Below are 23757 nucleotides of genomic sequence, written 5' to 3' on the forward strand. Positions count from 1 at the left end.
TCCGAGCGCGAGTTCAGGTCCGGGTCCGGAGCATTGGGCCCCTGGAGTGGCGGCGCAAGATCTCGGCGCGCGGAACCGGTCGTGCGATCTCGTCGCGTCGATCTCGTTGCTCGTCGCCCCTGACGAGCTTACGCGCGGGCGCGCGACGCGGCCGCGGCGCCCGAGGTGTTCACACGCCGGCCGGCGGCGGCGCGCCGGTGCAGCGCGCCACGTAGTCGGGGTTCTTCATCTCGCACACGTCCTCGATGCACGGGCAGCCGAGCACGTAACAGAAGCCGCGCGAGCTGGCGACGCCGAGCTGCCCGATGCAGTCGCGCAGGCTCTTGTCGTCGCCCTGCGAGAAGGTCTTGCAGCCCGCGGCGATCGGGTCCTGATTGGTCGCGTGCTCGCCGCCCCAGCCGGAGCGTCCGGCGATGACGTCGGAGCCGTTGGCCGCGCGCCACTTGCCCTCGACCATGATGCAGTCGCGGGCCGGGTCGAGCTCCTGCGTCTGGCAGCACTGCGCGCCCTTGCAGATGTCGTTGATCGTCGCCGAGTCCCACGTCGGGTTGCACGGCGTGGGGCAGCCGTTGACCAGCGGGCTGTCGAAGTCGCCCGTCTTGACGCACATGCCCTGGCTGCTCAGCGCGTTGTTGTTGTCGGAGAACAGCGGCGCGCCGTACTTCTCGTTGACGACCCCGTCCATGTAGTAATTCGGCAGCTTGCCGCCGACGGCCGCCGGGTCGTCCGAGCAGCACGTCTCCTCGCCCGGGCAGCCGTTGTCGCCTTGCGCCGTCGCCAGGGCCGGGTTGCAGCGGAACGACGGGATATCGAGCTCCGGCTCGAAGCACGCGACCGAGGTCACGGCGCCCACGCTAAACAGGGCGGCGTAGGTCAGGACAGTCTTGAGGAGGTTCAACGCGGTCTCCTTGCGGCAGCGTCAACGTGGCACATCCGGCCACAGCTTGTAAAGCATCCGTCGCGCGCGCCCGCCTGCGCGCCGCCTCGCACCCGGTTCGCACGCCCGTGTCGCGCGCTCGTCCCGTGTGCGCGGCTCGCTACGAGTTCGCCGTGTGCGGGCGTCCGGCGGCGGCGGTTTGGATGGTGCGGAAGGAGTGGCGCGTATCGTCCGTGTGTCCACTTCTTCACGACCGTCCGCACTGCGACGAGCGCGTGCCGATGACTTCGCGCGCATGGCCCGGGAGCCCGCCAGGCCGCGTTCTGGCCGGGCTTTTGGCAGTTTCCTCGCGCCCGGCTATCCTCGGTCCACCATGCCAGTATCGCTGGGTCTCGGGGCCTCGCCCCGGCTCGTGCGCGCGCGACCGCTTGCGGCACGCTGGAGCGCGTTTTTCGCCCTCTGTCTCGCCTGCTCGAGCACCCCGCCTGCGGATCTCCCCTCCGCACCCGCCCCCGAGGTCCCGACCGGTGCCGCTGCCGGCGCCGCCCCGCTGCCGAGCGAGCCCGCGGCTCCGCCGGCCGCGCTGGTGTTCCCCAAGACCAGCCAGCGCGAACAGCCCGCCGGTCACGCGTGGGTGTTCGAAGGTCCCGGCGCCGAGCCGAAGCGGCAGGAGATCGCCGCGGCCGAGGCCGCCGGCTACACGGTCATCGACCTCGGCAACGGCTGGGTCCCGTACATCTTCAGCGAGAAGACCGTCGCCCTCGAAGACTTCCAGACCAACGACTACCGCAAGCGCTACGTCGACCTCGCCAACAACCGCGTCGACGCCGACGGCGAGCCGCTCGACAAACACGAGCGCAACTTCCTCGAGCTGTACGGCATCCCGCCCACGCTGCAGGTCGTGGCCAGCGAGTGGCGCGCCGTCGACGGGGAGATCGGTCCGTGCCTGCAGGCCGCCGGCTTCGACCCCGAGGTCCTGCGCGCGTGGACCGGCGGCGGCATCGCCTACGAGAACAAGAAGATGGGCGACGTCCGCCGCCTCGCGCGGCTCCGGGCCTCGCTCGAGAAGGACATGAAGAAGGCCAAGCTCGACCCCAGCGACCTCGAGCAGGCGAAGGGCCACCCGAAGCTGGGCAGGGCCTACGACAACTGGCGCGCGCTGCAGAACAAGGTCGACGTCATCGACCACGCCCAGCGCCGGCTCCGCTGCGAGAAGATGTTCCAGTCGGCCGAGGGCGAGGGCACCTACACCAAGGGCGAGTTCGACTCGGCCACCACCCACGCCCTGGCGCAGTTCGAGAAGAAGCACGCGATCATGGGCTGGGGCCACTTCACGCGCGACAACATCGAGGCCCTCGCGCGCACGCAGGACGAGAGCGCCCACCGCCGGATGCTGCGGGTCGTCGAGGAGCGCGTCGTCTCGGCCGCGGCGATCCTCGAGGACGGCAGCGCCGCGCGCTGGAAGCCGAAGTTCCGCTGGAAGGACCGCCACGGCGAGGAGCAGCCGCTGCGCGACCTGGTCCGCGAGTCGGTCGACGCCACCATCACCGCCCTCGACCTCGGCACGCCCGAGAGCGCGCGGCGCCAGCTCGACAAGCTCAGCGAGCTCGGCGGCGGCAACTTCGAGGACCTGCTGGTCGCGGTCAAGCTGCCGCCGCGGCCCGACTACTACCTCGAGGACATGACCTTCGAGGTCGTCATCGACCGCGGCGACGTCTGGTACGACTTCCCGTTCGACAGCGCCGGCAAGCGCCTGTCCCAGCCGCGCGAGCGCTACCCGCACATCACCGTCTACACCGTCTACGAGGGCCAGAAGATCCCGCTGCTCCACTGGCGGACCACGATCGGCTCGTGGCGCAGCGAGATGTACAACGGCAGCGAGCACTACAAGTACAAGGACTCCGACGTGGGTCCGCGCGTGTGGAAGGAGATCGTGGCGGCGCCGGTGTGGATCCCGCCGGCGACGACGCCGCCGCGCGAGCTGGTGCGCCGCAAGTGGAAGGACGGCCGGGTCCGCACGGTCGTCAACAACGCCGAGTTCGGGCCCAGCTACACCTCGGCGTACGGCCTCGTCGCGGCCTACCACATCAAAGAGATCAAGAACCCCGACGGCACCCTCAAGGCCGACTTCGACAACTCGATCCGGACCCACGGCAGCGTCGATTACATGTCGATCCTGCGCCGCTACTCGCACGGCTGTCACCGCCTCTACAACATGTCGGCGGTGCGGCTGTTCTCGTTCATCCTCGGCCACCGCCAGTTCGTCCGCGACGGCCAGATCAAGCTGGGGTTTTCCCGCGAGTTCGTCCACGAGGACCAGACCTTCAAGATCGCCCTCAAGACCCGCGGTTACCGTTACAAGCTCGTGCAGCCGATCGCCGTCGACGTCACCGAGGGCCGGATCAAGGGCACGCGGCAGAAGCCGATCGAGGGCTACATTCCCAAGCCGAGCGACACGCCTGCGCCCGCCGATGGCCCGGTCGCCGAGACGCCGACCGGACCTGCCGAGTCCGCTGCGCCTGCCGAGAGCAACGTACTCAGCCCCGGCTGATGTGGGTTAGCGCACCCACCTCGAACGCCTCGCGCCCTGCAAGCTTCGCGCGGCGCGCCGGTCAACTGTTCGCGCTTGCTGAGGCGCCGGCCCGGGCGCAAGATTCCGCGCCGTGCAGCGCAACCTCTCGACCGGCTTCGAAGACAGCTACCGTCGTCACCTCGTCGTCGAGCAACGCAAGGCCGTGCTCGAGACCATCGCCCGCGAACTGAGCCCGACGACGACGCTCGGCGACATCGTCGATGCCGCGCAAGAGCTCGGTTGGGGCGACGCGATGGGCGAGCTGTCACTCGGCGAATTCGCCGAGGCCCTCCTCGGCGGCGAGGTCGCGGCCCCCGCAGCGCCTCCCGCGGTCGCCGACGCCGGCGAGGTCGAGGATGAAGAAGAGGAAGCGCGCGAGGACGAGGACGAGGACGAGCTGCTCGCGGAGGACGAGGAGGAGGAGCCCGAGGACGACGACGACCTCAGCGAGACCGAAGAGGACGTCGCGCCGCCTCCCCCCGTCGCCAAGGCCAGCAAGAAGGCCAAATCCAAGGCCAGCGCCAAGAAGGCCGCCAAGGCCGGCAAGGCGGCCAAGGGCGGCAAAGTCCCGACCCAGACCGCGCTGCCGAACATCCCCGCCGCGCCGGCCAAGAAGGGCGCCGCCGGCGGCAAGAAGCTGAGCAAGAAGGCCGCCAAGAAGGCCGCCATGTACGTCGCGGCGATGCAGGACGACAGCGACGCGATGAACCTCGACCAGGCCGCGAAGCTGCTGATCCCCATCGTCCGCCGCCTCAAGGAGGCGACCATGCAGGACCTCGAGGAGCAGACCGGCATGGGCCGCCGCAAGCTGCGCTTCCACATCGGCCAGCTGGTCAAGCACGGCCGCCTCAAGCGCCACGGCATGGGCCGCGGCACCTGCTACACCGTCAAGTGACCTGTCCCTCGGGGCAGGCGATCGCCGCCTGGCCCGAAAGACAGCCTGTCCGTCCGGACATGTGGAGGCGAGCCCCGCGAGCGCGGCGCTCGCCTCCTTCACGTCAGCCCGGCAGCGGGCACTGGCCCGATCCGCTGTCCGAGTTGTTGTCGACCCGGCACTCGTGCCACGCGTGCATCGGCATCGCGTCGTCGACCACCACCCACACCACCGACGACCCGTCGAGCACCCCCGGCGGCGCGTTGGGCAGCAGCAGCGTCACGTCCTCGGCCTCGGCCGGGTAGAGCACCTTGGTCGTCGCGCCCGACCCGAGCAGCGCGCCGCCGTTCATCGGGTCGCCGTCGAAGAAGTGCACCGGCACCCCGGCGGGCACCGACGCCTCGCCGATGTTGCGCACGCGGCCGACCAGCCCGTACGGGTCGGGCTCGCACGACAGCCGCAGGTCGACGATGAGATCGGGCGCCGCGAACTCGCCCTCGGGCTGGACGTTCTGGCGGAAGTTGTTGAGGCCGGGGGTGAGCCAGTTGGTCGGCTCGATCGCGGGGATCTTCCCGCCCTCCTCGGTGTTGGTGACGTGGTACGAGTGCTGGTTCCACACCCGCCGCGTGCGCACCCACTGGCCCTCGCTGTCGCCGAAGATCCGCACGCCCGTCTGCTTGGTCCCGTCGCAGTTGATGCTCGAGTAGTTGTTCGACACCGCGACGATGTCCGCGTGGCCGTCGCTGTCGACGTCGGCGATCACCGGGTACTCGACCAGCGTGCCCGTCGTGTTGCACGTGCTCCACAGCACCTCGCCGTCGGTCCCGCGGTACACCCGCAGGCGGATCTCGTCGGAGTAGACCACCTCCGCGCTGCCGTCGCCGTCGAAGTCGAACACCGACGAGCCGGTCGCCGCCGACGAGCAGTCCTGCGTCTGCTTGATCCACATGAAAGTGTCGATGTCGGCGACGTTCGGGTCCATCAACTTCTTGCCGTCGAACACCGCGTAGCCGACCCCGCCCGCGACCGCGACGTCGGGCGTGCCGTCGCCGTTGAAGTCGGCGATGGTCGGCGGCCCGCCGCCGCGGAGGTTGCCGGCCGAGCCCATCGGGCACAGATTGGGCGACAGCGGCCCGTTGATGTCGATGCCGGCGCGGAGGATCTGCGCCCCGTTCGGCGCCTGCGGATCGTGGCGCCACACGATCAGGTGGTGCGGCACGGTCATGCTGTTGGCGTTGGAGATCGCCGCGACCTCCGGCTTGCCGTCGAGGTCGAGGTCGGCGATCGCGGGATAGTTGCCCTCGAGCCCGGTCGTCGCCAGCACCCCGCCGGCCGAATTGAAGGCCCCGCGCGAGTAGACGATGTCGAGCTGGCCGTCGCCGTCGAGGTCGGCCGGGAAGTTGAAGCCGCCGACGCCGAGCATCACCTCGGTCGCCCCGGTCGCCCCGTCGAGCACCGCGCCCGGCACCACGATCTCCGGCTTGCCGTCCTGATCGAGGTCGGCGATCGACACGAACGCACAGCCGCCGGCGTACGTCGACGTCCACAGCGGCTGGCCGTCACCGGTGAACGCCCGCGTCTTGTTGCTCGTCGAGCAGGCCACCAGCTCGTTGCCGGGCAGGCCGTCGATGTCGCCGCCGGCGAGCTCGCGCCCGGGCGCGATCGGGTCGGTCGCACCGGCGTTGTAGGTCCACTTCTCGACGATCTGCCCGCCGACGATCGAGATCACGCGGATCGTCCCGTTCTCCTGGTACACGCCGTCGATGAAGGTGGTGAACGCGATCTCCGGGATGTCGCGCTCGTCGACGATCATGTCGCAGTTGTCGTCGTCGAGCTGCACGACGATCGGCGTCATCATCACCGTGCCGGCGTCCCAGTGGTACTTGACCGACGGCGAGAACTGGCCGGCGCCCGGGATGTACTCGCAGGTCGCCAGGCACGTCGGCGGGTCGCCCGGGTCCTCGCCCTCCATGCACTTCGGCGGCGACGGCAGGCACTTGCCCGTGGCCGGCACGACCCCGCCCATGCACATCATGTCGCCGCCCATCATCGCCGGCTCGCCGAGGCTGTACTCGCAGTACTCGTCGGCGGCGCACTCGCTGGCGTCGATGCACGAGTCGCCCGGCGTCACGCAGGTGTTGAACGAGCAGATGTCGCCCTGCGGGCAGCACACGTCGCCACACGCGTGATCCTCGTCCGGGCAGCACTCCTCGCCGATGCACACGCCCCCCTTGGCCTCGCAGTCGGCCGGGCACACCCCGCCGGTCGTCGCCCCGGTGCTGCTCGTCGTCGGCTCGCCGGTCGAGGTCGACTCCGCGGTGGTCGCCTCGCTCGCCGACTCGCTCGCGCTCCCCTCGCTCGTCATCGTCGTCGTCGGCGTCGTCGTCCCCGCCGTGTCCGTCCCGGTCGGCGCGCTCGCCCCCGTCGTCGTCGGGCTGCCCGTCATCGTCAGCCCCGCGCTGTCCATCCGCCCGTCGTCCCCGCAACCACTCAGCGCGCCGCACATCGCCGCGGCCCAGCCGAGCCCTCGCCAGCTCTTTTTCATGCGCGCAGGGTACAGACGCCCGCGCGAGCCGAGCAAGCCGACCTCGCGTGCGGCCGCTTGCACCGCGTCGCGTGCGCGGCTCGATAACGATCGACGAACTCCACGTCACGCGCGTCGCAACCACGCGACGACGGCGCGCCTCCTCGCGACGCGAGCCAGCGACTCGACCATCATGTCCCGGAGGACAGGTACATCCGGACAGCGAGCGTCGCGAGCTCGCGGCCGCCCAGTCCGCGAAGTCGAACCTACGACATGACCGAAGAGACAGGTCCTTCGCATACCGCGAGCCGCCGCTGGCAGAGCATCCCCCCGTCCGCGCTCGCGGCTCCTGCCGCGGACGACCCGCGCAGAGGATGCGCGCGCCCCGGCCCGTGAGCCGCCACCACGCGCGCCAGCGCGCCGCGTGACTCGACTCCGAGGCCTCCGCGGGGCAATTCTGGTGTCCGCAGACCCCAGTCTGATATCCAGGAGAGGTCTCTTGGCGACAGTACACGGTTAGCGGACTGGCGCGGGGCGTGGAGGAGTCATGAAGCGATCGATCATCCGATTCGGTAATTATGCAGCTGTCCTTTCGACCATGTTGATCCTGTCCGCTTGCGGTCAGACCGACCCGACGGCCACCGGCGGTGCGACCGACGGGTCGACTGGCACCGACGCGCAGACCAGCACCGGCGCGCCGACCTCGACCGGCCCCGGTCCGACCACCACCGGTACACCGACCACCACCGACGGCGTGAGCGGCAGCGCCACCGCCGACCCGTCGACCACGACCGGCGAGCCCACCGACGACACCACCACGACCGGCGATCCGGACCCCGCCTGCGGCGACGGCCACGTCGATCCGGGCGAGGCCTGCGACGACGGCCCCGACAACGGCGCGGGCAAGCCGTGCAACATGCAGTGTCAGGCCAACACCTGCGGCGACGGCGACCAGGGCCCCGGCGAGGAGTGTGACGACGGCGCCGACAACATGGACACCAACAGCTGCAAGGCCGACTGCAGCAACAACGTGTGCGGCGACGGGGCCGTCGGTCCGGGCGAGGGCTGCGACGACGGCAACGACGACGACGCCGACGACTGCACCAATGCCTGCGCTCTGGCCAGCTGCGGCGACGGCATCGTCGCCCCGACCGAGCAGTGTGACGACGGCAACGACGACAACACCGACGACTGCACCGACACCTGCACCGACGCCACCTGCAGCGACGGTCACGTCCAGGAGAGCGTCGGCGAGGAGTGCGACGACGGCAACGACAACGCCGACAACGCCGCCTGCACCACCGCCTGCAAGCTCAACGTCTGCGGCGACGGGGCCCTCTACAACACCGGCGACGGCCTCGAGGAGTGCGACGACGGCGTCGACAACGGCCCCGGCAAGGCTTGCAACAACCAGTGCCAGTTCAACACCTGCGGCGACGGCGACCAGGGCCCCGGCGAGGCCTGCGACGACGGCAACCTCGACCCCGGCGACGGTTGCTCCGCCACCTGCAAGCTCGAGGAGTGCGGCAACGGCACCCTCGACCCCGGCGAGGACTGCGACGACGCGCAGAACGGCGACGACGACGACGGCTGCACCGACAGCTGCGAGCTCCCGGCCTGCGGCGACGGCATCCACCAGCCCAACGAGGGCGAGCAGTGCGACCTCGGCGGCAGCAACAGCGACAGCGGCGCCTGCACCGTCGCCTGCGAGCTCGCGGTCTGCGGCGACGGCCTGATCCAGGCCAACGTCGAGCAGTGCGACGACGGCCCCGGCAACAACGGCCCCGGCAAGGCGTGCAACGCCACGTGCAAGCTCAACGTCTGCGGCGACGGCGACAAGAGCCCGAGCGAGGCCTGCGACGACGGCAACCAGAGCAACGACGACGCCTGCACCAACGTCTGCAAGCTCGCCACCTGCGGCGACGGCTTCAAGCAGCCCGGCGAGGAGTGCGACGCCGGCGCGAGCAACAGCAACACCGGCGCCTGCACCCTCGCCTGCAAGAACCCGATCTGCGGCGACACCTTCGTCCAGCCCGGCAAGGGCGAGCAGTGCGACGACGGCAACCTCTCCAACGGCGACGCCTGCCTCAACACCTGCAAGTCGGCCGGCTGCGGCGACGGTGTCGTCTACCAGGGCGTCGAGCAGTGCGACGACGGCGACGCGATCAACAACGACGAGTGCACCAACGCCTGCAAGGTGCCGACCTGCAACGACGGCATCAAGAACGGCGGCGAGACCGACGTCGATTGCGGCGGTGCCTGCACCAAGTGCGGCCTCGGCGGCTCGTGCCAGAGCAGCAGCGACTGCGCGCAACAGGCCTGCGTCGACAATGTCTGCACATTGACCAAGAGCTGCAAGGAGCTCAAGCAGGCCAACCCCGCGCTCGGCGACGGCGATTACACCATCGACCCCGACGCCGGCGGCGCGATCCAGCCGCTCGTCGTCCACTGCGACATGGACGCCGGCGCCTGCGGCTACACCATGGTCCGCTTCGACGACCCCGCGCTCGGCGGCCACCAGGACGCCTACACCACCAAGTGCTCGGCCGTCGGCATGGAGGTCATCGTCCCGCGCACCAAGGCCCACGCCACCGCGATCGTCGGCTGGAACGGCGGCGTCGTGCCCAACCTCTACAACGTGTACCCCAAGATGGACGGCGCCCAGTACATCACCAACTGGACCGGCCGGTGCAAGGGCCAGCCGTGCACCTTCTGGATGACCGACAACGCCCAGGGCAACGTCTCCTGCCTGGCCCCGCCCGCGTCGCACGAGCCCAACGGCGACAACAGCGTCAATTATCGCATCTACAAGTGGAACGACGGCTGCGGCATCGAGGGCGGCTGGAACGACGCCCTCGCCTCGGTCGCGTATCCGGGTTGGGTGATCTGCTCGACCAACGACTGCTGATCGTCCGCACTCCGCGCATTCACCTCGGCCTCGCGCCGCGGCAGCCCGCGCCGCGCGAGGCCACCATCGCGACTTTCCCCTCCTCGATCGCGCACGGTCGACGGAGTCGCCCGCGCTCGTCCGCGCGGTCGGGTGTCCTCAATGCTCCATGTCCGGGTCTCCGCAATCGGACGTCCGCCCCGGTCGTCCGGTGATGACATTCCCTGCGACCGCTCGCGCGACCTCGCGCGCCTGCCCACAACTTGACCGGGCTGCGCACCCGGGCGCACCCTCGGGCCAGTGCTCTCGCCTCGCCTCGCCGCGGTTCGTGCCCCGATCCTCGTGATCTGGCTCGCCGCGGCGGTGCTGGCCGCGGTCGACTTCCTCCGCGACGTCGAGCCCGCCCACGTCCGCCTGGCCCTCTTCATCGCCACGGTCGTCGTCGAGGTGCTCGCGCTCGTCACCGCGGTGGCCGGTCGGCGCGCCCTCCCCTGCGACGAGCCCACCCGCCGCGCGAGCACTGCGATCTGCGTCGGCCTCGGCCTGCGCGTCGCCGCCGAGCTGCGGCTCGGCCTGATGTACCTGTCGGCTGTCCCTTCGGTCATCCTGAAGCGCCCGCTCCTCGCCGACGCCTTCTTCTACGGTCTGCGCTATCTCTACATCGCCGCCGACCTCGCTTTACTACTCGGCGTCGTCCGCAGCCTCCGCGGTCTGCGGCGCAGCGGTCTCGGCATTCGTCCGCGGCCGCGCGACCTCCTGATCTTCCTCCTCGTCGTCCCGGTGCCGCTCGCGGTCTACGCATTGCAGGCCCAGGTCGACCCGGCGCCCGCCGACGCCGGCATCATCACCTTTCGCCTGCTGGCGGCCAGCGTCGGCGGCGTCGTCGGCGGCTATTGTGTCGTCCTGGCCGGCGCCGCGCTGCAGCTGGGGGGCACGTGGGCGTGGATCTGGGGCGCCGCGGGGGTCGCCGGGATCGCCCGGGCGCTCTCGTTCGTCGCCGCCGCGGCCGCCGAGACGGTCATGCCGCGGGCCGGCTCGATCCTCCTCGAGCAGGGCCTGCTGTGGACATTCGCCTGCGCCTGGCTCCTCGCCACCGCGCTGCACTGGCAGCACGTGCGCCGGCCCTGAGTCACGTCGCCAGCGGCAGCGGCCGGCGCGGCGCGGACCCGCGCGAGCGCTCGTACTCGTCGAAGATCCCCGCGTAGTCGGCCGCGGTGTAGGGCGCCGTCAATTCGGCCAGCGCGCCGCGCTTGCGATACGGCGAGACCCCCACGTCCGCCAGCAGCACGTCGAGGTACTGATGAAAGCGCGTATTGACGCCACCCGCACGCGACGGCTCGAACAGGATGTTCTCGCGCTTCCACCGCTGCACTGCCGCCATTTGTCGCTCGATCTGCGGCCCCGGCGGCAGCTCGAGGTCCCCGCGCAGGTGCGCCCCCAGCCACAGCATCGCCACCTCCACCCCCGGCACGTGGAGGAACCCGTGGTTGTGCCCTGCGAACGCCATGCGCGGCACCTGCGGGTGAATCACGTGCCTGTACAATTGCACCCCGTCCGGCTCCGCCTCGAGCAAATCGCGGTACTTCTTCGGCAAGAACGGGAATTGCGGCGCCCGCGAGCCGGTCGACACCACCACCAGATCGCACTTCAGCTCGCGCCCGTCGGCGAGTCGCAGCCCCTCCGGCGTGAACCCGGCCGCCTCCCCCCGGTGCGGCTCGATCTGCCCGCGGATCACCTGCGCGAAGTACTTGTCGGGCGCCATCGCCACCGCCGAGCGCATCTCGAACGGCACCGGCGTCGTCGGGATCAGCGTCGTCATCCGCCGGCGCACCTCGGGGTCGCGCCACAGCCCGTGCAGCCCGGTCTGGGCGCGGATGAGCCCTCCGACCATCGCCCAGAACATGCGCACCAGCGGCCCCAGGTGCGCGTGCAACAGCCGCTCGGGCGCGCTCGGGTGGACCCACGCCGGGATCATCACCGTGCTCGCGCGCATGAACAGGATCTTCGACCCGTGCACCCCGAGGATGTGGCGGGGGATCAGCCAGCGCGGCTCGCGGAACACGTGGGCCACCTGCGAGCCGCGGGCGGCCGCGAAGCTCGCCATGTCGACCGCGCTCTTGCCGAACCCGATCACCGCCACTCGCTTGTTCGCCAGCACCTCCAGGTCGCGGACCTCGCGGTCGGAGATCACCTGTCCCGTAAAACATGCCCTGTCGGCCAGCTCCAATCCCTGCGGCGCCCCCGTGTACTGCCCGCTGGCGACCACCACGAAGTCGAACCGCTCGCGCCGGGTGCCCGCGGGCGCCCGCAGCTCGAGCGTCCAGCCGCCCTCGACCGCCTCGCTGGCGAGCACCTCGTGCTCGGTCCGCACGTCGATGGCGAAGCGCGCGATCGCGGCCTCCATGTAGCGCAGCAATTGCTCGCGCGTCGGGTGAAGGTCCGGCGTGAACGGCCACGGGAACTCGGCCAATCGATAGTGCTCGGCCACGTTCTGCAGGCGGACCTCCGGGTACGCCACCGCCCACACGCCGCCCGGCCGCGGCCCGCGCTCGAACACCACGACCTCATGATTGAATCGTTGCAGCATACGCGCCGCCGCGATCCCGGAGATACCGCCGCCGATAATTGCGATCTTCATCGCCTCTTGTAGTGCCTCCTGTCGGCTGCTGGATCGCCGCGTCACCCCGTGCCTCGCCTCACGCCGCGCGCCTGACACCTCGCGGGCGAATCCTGCCACGTGCAGCGCCCGCCGCCGCGCAATGACCCGCGTCCATTCGCCCGCCCTCCTATCATTGCTATTTCCGTGCGTCCGCTTCTCGACAATCGCCGACCCCCGTGGCGCCGTGCGCCCACGCCCCAGGTCACGCCTCATTGCCGCCGATCGCCTCCCCGCGCGCTGATACGCGCCCGCGCTCCGCGCCGACCGCGTTACGATGACGGCTCATGCCACGCAGTCTCGTCCCGGCCCTGCTGCTCCTCCTCTCCTGCGGCGGCGGCGACGACGGCGGTCCCGTCGACAACCCGCTCACCGACCCGGAGGACGGCCCGCCCGCGGGCAACCCGGACGGCGCCTGCGCCATCCCGGACGAGGCCAGGCCCGTCGACACCAGCAGCCCCGACCGCGTCGTCGGCGACGGCACCGCCGCCAGCTGCACGAGCGACGCCTTCATCGCCGCCGTCGAGCGGGGCGGCGTCATCACCTTCGACTGCGGCCCCGAGCCGGTCGTCATCACCCTCGATCGCACCGCCAAGATCTTCAACGACACCGGCCCCGAGATCGTCATCGACGGCGGCGGCAAGGTCACCCTGTCCGGGGGCGGGGCGCGGCGGATCCTCTACCAGAACACCTGCGACGAGGCCCAGCGCTGGACCACCGATCACTGCGACGACCAGGACCACCCGCGGCTGGTCGTCCAGAACCTCACCTTCGTCGATGGCAACGCCAGGAGCGAGGACGACGGCGGCGGCGCGATCTTCGTCCGCGGCGGCCGCTTCCGCGCCGTCAACACCCGCTTCTTCAACAACGTCTGCGCCGACGTCGGGCCCGACGTCGGCGGCGGCGCGATCCGGGTGTTCGACCAGCACGAGGATCGCCCGGTCTTCATCGTGAACAGCACCTTCGGCGGCGCGCCCGAGCTCGGCAACGTGTGCTCGAACGGCGGCGGCCTGTCGAGCATCGGCGTCTCCTACACCGTCCTCAACAGCCACTTCTCGCACAACCGCGCCATCGGTGACGGCGCCAACCCGGCCGAGAGCGGCACCCCCGGCGGCGGCAGCGGCGGCGCGATCTACAACGACGGCAACACCTTCACCCTCTCGCTGTGCGGCACAGTCGTGCGCGACAACCACGCCAACGAGGGCGGCGGCGCGATCTTCTTCGTCAGCAACGACCGCAGCGGCAGCCTCGAGCTGACCGACTCGCTGCTGTGCGAAAACCCCAGCGACGGCTTCGAGACCGAGGGCTTCCCCGGCGTCTTCGTCCTCGCCGCCGGCGACCCGGCGGTCACGCGCAGCACCCTCGCCGAGACCTGTCCCGAAGGCTAGGCGAGGCCGCGGCCGCCCGGCCCCGCCCGCGGCGATCGGCCCGAGAGCCCCCCGAATCCGCCTTCCGGCCCCCACCGCGGCCGACCCTTGCGCGCCGCGGACGAGCGCCGGCATCATGGGGGACGCACGCATGCACGCCCGTCACTTGATGCTCGAGAGCCCCGCCATGGGGCGCAAGGTCCACCTGTGGTGTTACGGCCATTACGGCCCGCCCGTCATCGTCTTTCCCTCCGCCGCCGGCTTCGCCCACGAGTGGGACCGCCAGGGCATGTTCGAGGCTCTGGGCCCGCTGGTCCGCGCCGGCAAGGTCAAGTTCTACTGCCCGGAGAGCAACGTCTCCCAGGTGTGGACCGACAAGGAGAGCTCGATCGCCGCGCGCATGCAGCGGCACCGCGCCTACGAGGGCTTCATCCTCGACACCCTCGTGCCGTTCATCCGCGAGGACTGCCGCTGGGAGGGCGCGCCGATGACCGCCGTCGGCTGCAGCCTCGGGGGCACCTACGCCGCCCTGTTCGCCCTCAAGTACCCCGAGACCTTCCGCCAGGTGCTGTGCATGAGCGGCCGGTACCTCACCACCGAGCTGACCGGCAAGCACGCCGACCAGGACCTCTACTTCAACAACCCGCTGGCGTTCGTCCCCGGCCTGCACGGCGCCGCGCTCGACCGCCTGCGCCGCAACACCCACCTCACCCTCGTGTGCGGCCAGGGCGCCTACGAGGAGGGCTGCATCGAGGAGACGATCGCCCTCGGCCAGCTGCTGCAGGAGAAGGCCATCCCCAGCCGCACCGACATCTGGGGCCGCGAGTCGCGGCACGAATGGGACTGGTGGCAGCGCCAGGTCGTCGCCCACCTGCCGCGCCTGCTCGGCTGAACCTGTCCATTCGGCCCTGTCTCTTCGGCCCTGTCCTTCCACACCTGTCCCCTTATTAGCCAACCCTATGCGCCAGAAGCTCGTCGACCTCCTCACCAAGTACCGCTCGCTGCTGCTGGTCGGCGTCGGCCTGCCGGTCGGCTTCGTCTTCGACGCCGTCCTGCGGGCGCGGGCGCGGGCCTACGAGGCGCTCGGGGCCGCGCCGGAGCGCCACGACGAGAAGGTGCGGGAGATCCAGGAGCAGGTGCGGCGGTGGGCCAGCCAGCCGGCGAGCGAGCGCAAGCCGATGTGCACCGACCGGCGCACGTGGATGAACCTCTCGACGCGCTTCGAGCCCAAGCACACCTGGCACAAGGTGCGCATGGGCGCCCTGCGCGACGTCCTCGGCCTCGACGAGGCGGCGCGGACCGTCCGCGTCGAGCCGTTCGTGACCGTCGGCCAGGCCATGCGCTACCTGGCCAAGCGCGGCTACATGCTGGCGGTGCACCTCGAGATCGCCGACGCCACCATCGGCGGCCTCGCGCTGGCCGCCGGCATGACCACGCACTCGCACAAGGTCGGCATGCTGTTCGAGACGGTGGTCGCCTACGAGGTCGTCCTGGCCGACGGCCGCCTCGTGCGGGTGACGAAGGACAGCCACCCCGACCTGTTCCGCGCCATGGGCTGGTCACACGGCACCCTCGGCCTGCTCGTCGGCATCGAGCTCGCCGTCGTCCCGATCAAGAAGTACGTGCACATGCGCTACATCCCGGTCCACTCGCAGCAGGGCTACTGCGACGAGATGTACCGCCTCGCCAACGCCGACGACGCCCCGCACTTCCTCGAGGCCACGGTGTTCACCAAGGACCGCGCGGTGATCATGTGCGGCGACTTCGCCGACGAGCCGGAGGGCCCGGCCGAGCGGGCCAAGATCAACCGCGTCGGCCGGTGGTACAAGCCGTGGTTCTACAAGCACGTCGAGACCTTCCTCGAGCGCGGCGGCGACGAGTACATCCCGCTGGAGGACTACATCCTCCGCCACAACCGCAGCATCTTCTGGGTGGTGGCGCACATGATCCCGGAGGGCAACCACCCGCTGTTCCGCGCCCTGCTCGGGTGGATGATGCCGCCGCGGATCGCCTTCTTGAAGTTCTCGACCACCCCCGCGGTGCGCAAGATGACCTTCACCATGCAGGTGTTCCAGGACATCGTGCTGCCGATGAGCGCCATGAAGCGCGCGGTCGACCTGGTGGCCGAGCGGTTCGAGATGTTCCCGATCTTGCTGTACCCGTCGCGGGTGTACGACCACGGCGAGGCCGGCGGTCAGCTGCCGCGCCCGTTCCCCGAGGACATCGTGCCGGGCAAGGACTACGCGATGTACTTCGACCTCGGGGTCTACGGCGTGCCCGGCCCGATCCAGCGCGGCCTGCCGTTCAAGACGGTGCACGCGATGCGGGCCATGGAGGCCTTCACCGCCGGCGTGCGCGGCTTCCCGTTCCTCTACGCCGACACCTTCATGACCCGCGATGAATTCGAGGTCATGTTCGATCTCCGGCTGTACCGCCAGGTCCGCGAACGCTACGGCGCCTCTGCCGCATTCCCCGACCTGTACGACAAGATCAAGCCCGAGGTCGACGTCCTCGCCGTGCTCGACGAGGAGCGTGAGCTGGACACGACCCTCGCCGATTGACCGCGGCCGGCTCCGCCGCTCCGCGTCCGGCGAGCCGAACAGCCCCCCCCGACCGCCGTTCGCCGCCGAACTCACGAGGCCGCCCGCCCGCTTCGTTGCGCGCCCGCAAACCTCGTGGTATCCCACGCGCGCACAAACGTTTCTGGCACTCGGCTCATTTGCACGCTCGTCTCTGAGTTTGTATCGGTCCTTGTCTCCGGCGACGCTGACCTCGTGGCGCGGCTCTCACGGCGGTCGGGGTGTGTACTGTACAGGGGCGCCAGGCGCCCACGAGCCGCACGCACGAGACGACGCACATGAGCAACCGACTGTTCGTAGGTAACCTGTCCTTCCAGACCACCGAGGAGGACCTCCAGCAAGTTTTCGCAGACTTCGGCGAGATCGCCGAGATCCGCCTCGTCCTCGACCGTGAGACCGGTCGTTCCCGCGGCTTCGCCTTCGTGGCCATGGCCGACGACGAGGCCGCCAAGCGCGCCACCGAGAGCCTCAACGGCCAGATGCTCGACGGCCGCCCGCTCCGCGTGAACGAGGCCGAAGAGCGCCGCGGTGGCCCGGGTGGCGGCGGCGGCGGCGGCGGTGGTAACCGCTCGTTCGGCGGCGCCGGCGGCGGTGGTCGCGGCGGCTTCGGCGGCGGCGGCGGCGGTGGTGGCTTCGGCGGCGGCGGCGGCGGTGGTCGCGGCGGCTTCGGCGGCGGCGGCGGCGGTGGTCGCGGCGGTGGCCGCGGTGGTGACCGTCGCGGCGGCGGCGGCGGTGGCCGCTGGTAATCAGCCCCGTCCCTGACGAAACCCTCGAGACGCGAGCAGGAGCCGAGCTCCTCGCTCGCGTTTCGCGCTCGAGCCCCGCAACAACTCCCCCCGCGATCTGCACCCACCGGCCGCCGACCTCGCGGGTTCACCGAACCCCTCGCGGCGATCTCCTCCCGACTCTCCCGAGTCACCGACTCCTCGACCGACTCGCGAAGCCCCAGTCCCTGCCCGAGCCGGCTCCCGTCGAGCGCCACGGCCCTGCGGTATCCTCTGCGCACCGCCGTGTCTCCGCGCCGCCTCCGCCACGTCGTCCTCGCGGCCAGCCTCGGCGTCGCCGTCCTCGCCCTCGTCCGCTCCGGACCGCCGGCCCCGGCAGGCCTCGACGCCCCCGCCGACCGGTTCTCGGCCGCCCGCGCGCAGGCCGAGCTCGCCGAACTGCTCGGCGACCAGCGCCCGCACCCGGTCGGCTCGGCCGCCAACGAGGCGGTGCGCGCCCGCCTGGTCGCCCGCCTGCGCGCCCTCGGCCTCGAACCCGAGGAGCAACGCGCCTTCGCCTGCAGCGAGGCCGGCAACTGCGCCCCGGTCACCAACGTGATCGCCTGGCTTCCGGGACAGGTCCCCGGGCCCGCGCTGGCGATCACCTCGCACTACGACTCGGTCGCCGCCGGCCCCGGGGCAGCCGACGACGGGCACGGGGTGGCATCGACCCTGGAGCTCCTCCGGATCTTGCTCCCGCTCCCGCGCCGCCCGCCGCTGGTGGCGGTGTTCACCGACGGTGAGGAGGCCGGCCTGCTCGGCATGCGGGCCTTCGCCGAGCACCCCCGCGCCCGCGAGATCGGCGTCGCCCTCAACCTCGAGGCCCGCGGCACCACCGGGGCCGCCCGCATGTTCGAGACCAGCGACGGCAACAGCGCCCTGATCGCGGCCTACGCCCCCGCCCGCCCGAGCGCGCTCTCGCTGTCCTACGAGATCTACCGCCGCCTGCCCAACGACACCGATCTCACCGTCCTCAAAGGACATGGCCTCCAGGGCATGAACTTCGCGTTCATCGGCGGCGTGCTGCGCTACCACACCCCGCGCGACGACCTCGCCCACCTCGACCTCGGCAGCGTGCAACAGCAGGGCGACGCGGTCCTCGCCACCGCCCGCAACCTGCTCGCCGCCGACCTGCCGCCGCCCAGCCCGCACAACGCCCACTACCTCGACGTCCTCGGCCTCGTCCTGCTGCGCTGGCCCGCCTGGCTCGACGTCCCGCTCGCCGCGGTCGCCCTGCTCGCGCTGCTCGTCACCGCGGTCCGCCGCCGCCGCGAGCTGAGCCCGCGCGCGGTCCTCCTCGCCCTCGCCGCCCCGTTCGTCGCGGTGCTCGCCGCGGTCGCCGCCGCGACCGTCGCCCTGCGGATCGCCGAGTCCCTCACCAGCCCCCTCGGCCCCTGGCGCGCCTCCACCTCCACCGCCCTGCTCGGCCTCGCCGCCGCGGCGGTCGCCGCCGCCCTCGCCGCCGCGCGCCCGCTGGTCCGCCGGGCCGGCCCGCTCGCCCAGTCGCTCGTCACCTGGCTGCTGTGGACCGGCCTCGCCCTCGTCCTCGCCACGCAGATCCCCGGCGCCGCGATCTTGCTGCTCGCCCCCGCGGTCCTCGCCGCCGTCGCCCCCGCCTCGCGCCTCGCCCCGATCGCCGCCGCCCTGCTCGCGGTCGCCGTCTGGGCCCCGCTCGCGCCGGCCCTGGTCGAGGCCCTCGGCCTGTCCGCCCCGCTCGCCGGCGCGACCGTCGGCTGGCTGTGCACCGCCCTGCTACCCGCCTGTCCCGAAGAACCTGGCGAAAAGACCCTGTCCCTTTGGACCTGGTCTTTCGCGCTTGTCGGCATCCTCGCCCTCGGCCTCGCCGCGGTCGCTCCGCGCCACGACGCCGACGACCCGGCCAAGGCCAACCTCGTCCACCTCACCGACCTCGACGCCGGCCGGGCCTGGCACGCGGTCGAGGCGCCGTCCGGCGTGCCCGAGCCGCTCGCCGACGCGCTCGCGTGGGACGAGCCGCGCCCGCTGCTCCCGTGGTCGAGCCGGCCGGTGCTCTCGGCGCCGGCGGCCCTGCTCGGCGACGCCGGTCCGAGCCTCGAGCTGCGGCCGCCGGCGGCGGGCGACCCGCCGGGCCGCGCGACCATGACCCTGCGGGCCCGCCCCGGCGCGCTCGCCTCGCAGCTCGTGATCCCCGCCGACGCGGTTGCGACGCTGAGCGTCGGCGGTCGTGTCCTCGATGTGTCGAAGCTGCGACCTGGTCCTTCGGACACCCGCGTCGTCACCGTCTTCGGGTCTCCGGCCGAGGGCGTCGAGGTCGTCGCAGACATCACCACCGCGGCCGCGTGGACCGTCGTCGACCTCGTGTCCGGGCTCGCCCCCGACGCCCCTGCGAGCGCTCGCCCCGAGTGGGCCGTGCCCTATCAATGGGGTGATTCGATCGCCGCGCGACGGAGCTTCACACCGCTCGCCGGGCAATGATTGCCGTCGACCTTTCGCACGCGGAAGGTCGTCGCGCGCTTGCGAGCGCCCGCTCGCGTTGCTGGTCGTCGAGCGCCCGTGGTAGCGTCGACGTCGCTGGAGGCTTGGAGAACATGAAGGGCTTGAGGTTGATCTTTGGCTTGACGACCTGCGCGTGGTTGACGGCCTGTTCCGACTCGACCGCCGTCACGACCGATACGGCGAATACAGACACGACGACCGAGAGCACGACGTCGCAACAAACAACCACGGGCGGCCCGACCACCGGTCCCGACGTCCCCACGACCACGGCTCCGACCACCACGAGCCCGACGTCGACCACGACCTCCACCGACACCACCCAGACCACGACCCTCACCACGACCCTCACCACGACCCTCACGACCACCGAGACCACGACCGAGACCACGACCGACGGCGACACCGACACGACGACCACCACCGGTCCGGTCGCCGAGTGCGGCAACGGCATCGTCGAGGACGGCGAGGCCTGCGACGACGGCCCGGAGAACGGCCCCGGCAAGGCCTGCAACGCCATGTGCGGCGTCAACGCCTGCGGCGACGGCGACCTCGGCCCCGACGAGGAGTGCGACGACGGCGCCAACAACGGCGACATGAACAGCTGCAAGGCCGACTGCACCGACAACGTCTGCGGCGACGGGGCCGTCGGTCCGGGCGAGGGTTGCGACGACGGCAACGACGACGACACCGACGACTGCACCAACGCCTGCGCCATGAAGACCTGCGGCGACGCGATCGTCGCGGCCACCGAGGAGTGTGACGACGGCAACCAGGACAACACCGACCTCTGCACCGACAGCTGCACCAACGCGGCCTGCAGCGACGGCTTCATCCAGGAGGGCGTCGGCGAGGAGTGCGACGACGGCAACGACAACGCCGACGACGCCGACTGCACCACCACCTGCAAGGCGGCCACCTGCGGCGACGGCCACGTGTGGAGCAGCGGCGGCGGCACCGAGGAGTGCGACCTCGGGGCCGAGAACGGCCCCGGCAAGGCCTGCAACGCCCAGTGTGTGCTCAACGTCTGCGGCGACGGCGACCAGGGCCCGGGCGAGGCCTGCGACGACGGCAACCTCGACAACGGCGACGGCTGCAACGGCATCTGCGGCCTCGAGGAGTGCGGCAACGCGGTCCTCGACTTCGGCGAAGAGTGCGACGACGGGGCCAACGGCGACCCCGACGACGGCTGCACCGACAACTGCGCCTTCCCCGACTGCGGCGACGGCTTCGAGCAGCCGAGCCTCGGCGAGCAGTGCGACCTCGGCCCCGGCAACAGCGACACCGGCACCTGCACCCTCGCCTGCCTCGACGCCGCGTGCGGCGACGGCCTGATCCAGGCCAACGTCGAGCAGTGCGACGACGGCGCCAACAACGGCCCCGGCCAGGCCTGCAAGGCCGACTGCACCGCCAACTTCTGCGGCGACGCCGACGTCGGCCCCGGCGAGGCCTGCGACGACGGCAACCAGAGCAACAACGACGCCTGCACCAACGTCTGCAAGTTCGCCACCTGCGGCGACGGCTTCGAGCAGGGCACCGAGCAGTGCGACCTCGGCGACCTCAACGACAACCTCGGTGAGTGCACCCTCGCCTGCAACCTGCCCGACTGCGGCGACGGCTTCGTCCAGCCCTCCAACATGGAGGAGTGCGACGACAGCAACATGTCGAACACCGACGCCTGCCTCGACACCTGCAAGAACGCCAAGTGCGGCGACGGCTTCGTGTTCCCCGACAACGAGCAGTGCGACGACGCCAACGAGCTGCAGACCGACGACTGCCTCAACGACTGCAGCAACCCCTCGTGCGGCGACGGCCACGTGTGGGCCGGCCACGAGCAGTGCGACGACGCCAACCAGGTCGACAGCGACGCCTGCACGCACCTGTGCAAGCCGCCCGCCTGCGACGACGGCATCAAGAGCGGCAGCGAGACCGGCCTCGACTGCGGCGGCCCGACGTGCGGCAAGTGCCCCGAGGGCGAGGCCTGCCTGCAGCCCACCGACTGCGTCACCGGGAACTGCGCCCTCGGCGTGTGCACCGCGCCGCAATCGTGCAAGCAGCTCCACACCGGCAACCCCGCCCTGCCGAGCGGCAAGTACACGATCAGCCCCGGCTTCGGCCAGGAGCCGTTCGAGGTCTGGTGCGACATGGTCACCGACGGCGGCGGCTGGACCATCTTCCACGCCAACACCGGCGCCGGCAACGAGCCGCCGCTGACGACCAACACCGAGAACGTCGCCGGCAACCCGATGCAGTTCCAGCCCTACAGCGTCTTCCAGATCAAGAAGGTCGGCCTGAGCCTCATCTCCACCGAGACCCTGTTCGTCCGCAAGGCCGCGCCCAACGTGTGGCTGAAGGTCAACAAGCCGGCCTTCAACACCAACCTGATCGTCGCCAACAAGAACTGGAAGGGCCCGGTCACCGTCACCGCCAGCAACGGCGCGTCCGCCCAGGGCTTCATGGGTTGGAGCAACGCCGCCAACAATTACAAGGGCGGCGACTTCGGCATCACCGCGGGCCCCGACGGCCAGGTCACCTGCCCCAATACGAACCCCCCCGGCCCCGTCACCACGCAGGGCTTCTCCAACGCGGTCACCGGCGCGTGGGGGCTCAACGCCTGCTGCGAATATCACTACCTGTACAGCCGCACCACGCAGGAGGCCTCGAATCCCATGCTGGGCCTGCCCGACCTCGACGCCGGCTACGACGCCGAGGTCTCGCTCGGCACGTGGACGAAGTCGCCGGCCGGCGCGGACGTCGACTGCAACAACGCCGCCGCCGACGGCGGCGCGCTCATCTTCTACGCCGCCATGCGCTGATCCAGGCCCATCGCCTGCGGGTGTGCAAATCCTTGCACACCCCCAGAACCCGCGTCATGCTTCGGCGATCATGCCCGCCGAAGCCGCCCCGCGCCTGCGCGAATCCACCCTGCAGCTGCTCCGCCGCGCAGTGGGCCGCCCGGCCCACTGGCGCGACAAGCTCGGCCGCCTGGCCGTCGCCCTGCGCGGCTGGGTCGACGCCCGCGCGGTCGACCGGCGCCTGCAGCACCTGCACGCCCTCGGCCGCCTCGAGGCGCCGCTCCCCACCGCGATTCAGCGGATGGTCGGCGCGGTCGACATGCTGCGCTTCTTCCTCGTCCCCTGCGCCGCCACCTATTATTCACAGAAGAACATCCACTTCGGCTTCCACACGCTATTGCGCGCCCTCGAGGACCCGGCCTCGATGGTCGACCCGCTCGGCCTCCACAGCGCGCGCGACACGGTGGTCCACCATTTATTGCAGGTCGTCCACGCCAACCCCGACTACGACCTGCAATTGCTCGAATCGTTCCCCGACGGCCTCGACCGCCTCGAGTCCGAGCTCGAGGCCCTGCGCGCCGGCACTCACGCCCGCGCCGCCGAGCTCGCCGCCACCGTCGAGGACCCCGACTACCACGCCCGCCTGCTCGCCCGCCTCCGCGACTTTCGCCGCCGCGTCCCCGGCCCGCTGCTGTGCGACGAGGTCCTGAGCGACCCCCGCTACATGCAGCTCGAGCGGGTGTTCGGCGACCTCACCTCGACCATGCGCTACTTCTCGCGCCTGCCCGCGACCCCGCGCGGCGCCCTGCACCACCTGCTCACGGTCCGCTCGTTCCCCGCCCACCTCGCCGGCTGAGCCGGGCGCCGGCTCGCTGAGGCGTGCCGTCAGTCCGCGCAGCGCCGCGAGTGAATTGCATTGTAGACCGCGAACGGCTCCCACCCCGCCGGCAGGGCGACCACGACCCCATAATCATCCGGCACCGGGTCGTAGCGGACCTCCCAGTTCTGACAGGTAATCGATTCGCCGCCGCCGCCGGTCGTCGTCGCGGCGCTGGCCGTCGTCGGACCGAAAGTCTGGGCCCCGCTCCCGACTCCGGTCGGAGCCGTCGCGGTCGTGCCATCATCGGGGCCCGGGCAGGCGATGACGAACATCATCCCCGCGGCGAAGCCGCTGAGCATTGCGATCCACGCACGAACGTTCGCAGTCGACATGGCGCCTCGTGCAGCAGGAGAACCTCTCCGAACAAAATTGCCGGCGAACGGCGTCGAGCAGCAGCCGGCGCGGTACGTTCTACGAGTCCAGCGGATGTCTCAAGAGACATCCCGTCGAGCCCCTCGGCGGACCCGGAGCCGCGGACAGCCCGACGGCATGCCGCAAGGCCGCGACGCC

The 23757-nt window shown here is 71.0% G+C and carries 15 protein-coding genes; 11 read left to right on the plus strand and 4 right to left on the minus strand.

What is annotated here, in order from left to right:
* Positions 1–169 precede the first annotated feature (169 nt).
* Positions 170–898 (minus strand): hypothetical protein, encoded by a 729-nt coding sequence (locus tag O0S08_RS45245; protein WP_269035736.1) that lies wholly within the window; start codon positions 896–898, stop codon positions 170–172.
* A gap of 352 nt (positions 899–1250) precedes the next feature.
* Between O0S08_RS45245 and O0S08_RS45250 the strand changes: the two genes are divergently transcribed.
* Positions 1251–3428 (plus strand): hypothetical protein, encoded by a 2178-nt coding sequence (locus O0S08_RS45250; protein WP_269035738.1) that lies wholly within the window; start codon positions 1251–1253, stop codon positions 3426–3428.
* A gap of 112 nt (positions 3429–3540) precedes the next feature.
* Positions 3541–4344 (plus strand): hypothetical protein, encoded by an 804-nt coding sequence (locus tag O0S08_RS45255; protein ID WP_269035740.1) that lies wholly within the window; start codon positions 3541–3543, stop codon positions 4342–4344.
* 103 nt (positions 4345–4447) lie between these two features.
* On the opposite strand, the gene O0S08_RS45260 is transcribed toward O0S08_RS45255, so the two are convergent.
* Complete coding sequence (locus tag O0S08_RS45260; protein ID WP_269035741.1) at positions 4448–6868, minus strand: FG-GAP-like repeat-containing protein; 2421 nt, start codon at positions 6866–6868, stop codon at positions 4448–4450.
* 577 nt (positions 6869–7445) lie between these two features.
* Between O0S08_RS45260 and O0S08_RS45265 the strand changes: the two genes are divergently transcribed.
* Together O0S08_RS45265 and O0S08_RS45270 are read left to right on the plus strand one after the other, a co-directional pair.
* Complete coding sequence (locus tag O0S08_RS45265) at positions 7446–9755, plus strand: DUF4215 domain-containing protein (protein ID WP_269035742.1); 2310 nt, start codon at positions 7446–7448, stop codon at positions 9753–9755.
* A 321-nt stretch (positions 9756–10076) separates the two neighbouring features.
* Entirely contained in the window at positions 10077–10862 is a 786-nt protein-coding gene (locus tag O0S08_RS45270) for a hypothetical protein (RefSeq protein WP_269035744.1), read from the plus strand.
* A 1-nt stretch (position 10863) separates the two neighbouring features.
* On the opposite strand, the gene O0S08_RS45275 is transcribed toward O0S08_RS45270, so the two are convergent.
* Positions 10864–12372, minus strand: a complete 1509-nt coding sequence (locus O0S08_RS45275; RefSeq protein ID WP_269035745.1) for an FAD-dependent oxidoreductase — start codon at positions 12370–12372, stop codon at positions 10864–10866.
* Positions 12373–12677: 305 nt separating this feature from the next.
* On the opposite strand from O0S08_RS45275, the gene O0S08_RS45280 reads away from it, so the two are divergent.
* The 7 genes from O0S08_RS45280 (at position 12678) to O0S08_RS45310 (ending at position 23223) form a co-directional block, all read left to right on the plus strand.
* A complete protein-coding gene (locus tag O0S08_RS45280; protein ID WP_269035746.1) occupies positions 12678–13778 on the plus strand; it encodes a hypothetical protein in 1101 nt (366 codons plus the stop codon).
* 130 nt (positions 13779–13908) lie between these two features.
* Positions 13909–14649 (plus strand): alpha/beta hydrolase-fold protein, encoded by a 741-nt coding sequence (locus tag O0S08_RS45285; protein WP_269035747.1) that lies wholly within the window; start codon positions 13909–13911, stop codon positions 14647–14649.
* A gap of 67 nt (positions 14650–14716) precedes the next feature.
* On the plus strand, positions 14717–16318 hold the full coding sequence (locus O0S08_RS45290; RefSeq protein ID WP_269035748.1) for an FAD-binding oxidoreductase: 1602 nt from the start codon (positions 14717–14719) through the stop codon (positions 16316–16318).
* A 296-nt stretch (positions 16319–16614) separates the two neighbouring features.
* Positions 16615–17082 carry an RNA-binding regulator gene (rbp, locus tag O0S08_RS45295; RefSeq protein WP_269035749.1) on the plus strand — a complete coding sequence of 156 codons (468 nt, stop codon included), beginning with the start codon at positions 16615–16617 and terminating at the stop codon, positions 17080–17082.
* A 264-nt stretch (positions 17083–17346) separates the two neighbouring features.
* Positions 17347–19554, plus strand: a complete 2208-nt coding sequence (locus tag O0S08_RS45300) for a M28 family peptidase (protein ID WP_269035750.1) — start codon at positions 17347–17349, stop codon at positions 19552–19554.
* Positions 19555–19676: 122 nt separating this feature from the next.
* Positions 19677–22388, plus strand: a complete 2712-nt coding sequence (locus O0S08_RS45305) for a DUF4215 domain-containing protein (RefSeq protein WP_269035751.1) — start codon at positions 19677–19679, stop codon at positions 22386–22388.
* A gap of 70 nt (positions 22389–22458) precedes the next feature.
* Entirely contained in the window at positions 22459–23223 is a 765-nt protein-coding gene (locus O0S08_RS45310; RefSeq protein WP_269035752.1) for a hypothetical protein, read from the plus strand.
* A 29-nt stretch (positions 23224–23252) separates the two neighbouring features.
* Here O0S08_RS45310 and O0S08_RS45315 read toward each other — a convergent pair whose 3' ends face one another.
* Positions 23253–23579, minus strand: a complete 327-nt coding sequence (locus O0S08_RS45315) for a hypothetical protein (protein WP_269035753.1) — start codon at positions 23577–23579, stop codon at positions 23253–23255.
* Positions 23580–23757: the final 178 nt, after the last annotated feature.

This window comes from Nannocystis punicea (genome assembly GCF_026965555.1).
GTDB lineage: Bacteria > Myxococcota_A > Polyangia > Nannocystales > Nannocystaceae > Nannocystis > Nannocystis punicea.